This is a genomic window from Shewanella holmiensis (assembly GCF_025370255.1).
Classification (GTDB): domain Bacteria; phylum Pseudomonadota; class Gammaproteobacteria; order Enterobacterales; family Shewanellaceae; genus Shewanella; species Shewanella holmiensis.
This window is the reverse complement of record NZ_JAMTCD010000056.1, coordinates 1-2,129: the sequence shown is the minus strand read 5'-3', so window position 1 is coordinate 2,129 and position 2,129 is coordinate 1. Positions and strand designations below refer to the sequence as shown.

The window sequence follows — 2,129 nt, the reverse complement described above, 5'->3', positions numbered from 1 at the left end:
TGTTACCAAGTGCCGCCCTCCTAAGAACCCAGCGTGCAACTTTCACTGCACTAGGCTCAAGCCTCCACAAAGGTATCGTTTGATACCCAGCAACTTATAAAGCAGTGAGAACGGGTTCATTCCAAGCGTTACGAGCTTGCCTTTTCGATTTTCTCCTAGCCAAGTATTCTTGGTATTGAGGATCGAATGGTATAGCCGCACTTCGAATTTTCACATGTCTCTCAATAGGCACTTTGGCTATTTGGAATAGATTGAATTGGCAATCCATATCCTTGACCTTCTGCCAACCGTGAAATTGCCATTGGCCTTTTCGGTTGATGAAGTATTTAAGGGCTACCCAAGTCTTAGACTTTGTTGGATGGCGCCTTGCTGCCCAGTGCCATAACGCATCGAATAGTTTGTGCCCAACATACCCGAATACTTGTTTAGCAACGCAATGACGATAATAATTCGCCCAACCCCTTAGTTTTGGATTTATCAGTTTGATAAGATCGTTAACAGGGATAGTTGCGTGCTTTTTGATGAGTTCGCGCAGGTTACTTAAGAACAACAACGTGTTGGATTTACTCGGTTTAATGAGCAGTTTTCCTTTGTACTTCCTATGATTGAACCCTAAGAAGTCAAAACCATTGCTGATGTGGGTAATATGCGTTTTCTCTTCGGAGAGTGTTAAGCCTCTTTCTGCTAAGAAATCAGCTATCAACGGTTTGATATCGTTCTCGAGCACTTCCTTTGAAGCGCAGGTGACGACGAAATCGTCGGCGTATCCAATAAAGTTGGCTCTGGCACCCTTTTTGAGTGCTGTAGACTTTATGCGCTGTTCAAGTCCAGCAAGAGTCATTAGCATCAAGGTAGGGGATATAACCCCTCCTTGTGGCGTGCCCTCATCAGTACGATAAAACAGCCCTTTGTCCATAAAACCAGACTTTAACCATTGTTCCAACATGCGTTTATCGATGGCGATGTTATCAATTAGCCATTGATGCCCGATTTTGTCGAAGCAGGATTTGATGTCCCCCTCAAGAACCCATTGAGCTGATTTCTTTTGAGCCAAGCAGATAAAGCACTGCGCAATAGCATCCGCTGTGCTTCTGTTAGGTCGAAAGCCATAACTGTTTGGGTCGGCAAGCGTTTCAGATAGTGGTTCCAGTGCAAGAAGGTGGAGCGCTTGTTGTGCTCTGTCTATCATGCATGGGATACCAAGAGGTCTGAGTTTGCCATTCTTTTTGGGGATATAGATACGCTTGAGTGGTTTGGCTTGATATGCCTTCCTACTCAATTGATTTACTGCTTTCATGCGGCGGGTATCTGTATTCCAGATAACACCATCAATTCCAGGCGTTTTACTGCCTTTATTTTGTGATACACGCTTAACAGCAAGAAGTTTTGCTGAACGCGAGTGAGTCAGTATCCACTGCAACGCTTTCGCCTTACCGCGTTTACCTTCTCGTGTTGCTTTTGCAATACGCATCTGAAGCTTTAATACATGCGGTTCAACGGATTTCCAGTCTATTGACTGCCATTGAGCGCTGTCAGGAGAGGCACTAATTTCTGTTGAAATCATCATTTGCGTTTCTCCTTGAATAAAGTTCTTCAAATTATCTTGCAACGGGAGACCAGTCGGAAGTGGGCTCACTTTCGTGACCAGACACAAGTCTGTATCTGCATCGTTACAATGCAGCCTTTGCTTTTTCCAACCTCCTATACCTGCACCGCTATCGGCCATATCGGCTTTCCCAAAGGGAGCAATACAGGCTTACCGTGTTCCGTATGTCGAGCAATGTCAGGGTAGATGCCCGCTATAGTGCGAAGAGTTATATTGACCACGAAAGAGCATGGGGCAATCTCTTTCCAACTCTCATTGCCTTTTGGCCACAGCGTATAAACCACTTCCGCTGTTTCATCGTATAACGCACCTTACGCGGATTTACATATGTTCATCATACTGACTACCTAGCACTCACCCGATTTGTGGTTATCAGGAGGATCGTCCTCTCACGATTTAGATCCCGATTAGTCTATGACCAATCTTCGTTACATTGTCAGGCTCGCTACTTTATTCAGAGCCCTAGGTTCATCTGGTGATACAGATGGTTCACTCGTTAAGCGGTGAACAGCGCTTCATACGA

The 2,129-nt window shown here is 45.1% G+C and carries 1 protein-coding gene; it reads right to left on the bottom strand.

From position 1 onward, the window contains the following. Positions 1-94: 94 nt before the first annotated feature. Positions 95-1,567, bottom strand: a complete 1,473-nt coding sequence (gene ltrA, locus NE535_RS18595) for a group II intron reverse transcriptase/maturase (protein WP_342454603.1) — start codon at positions 1,565-1,567, stop codon at positions 95-97. Positions 1,568-2,129: the final 562 nt, after the last annotated feature.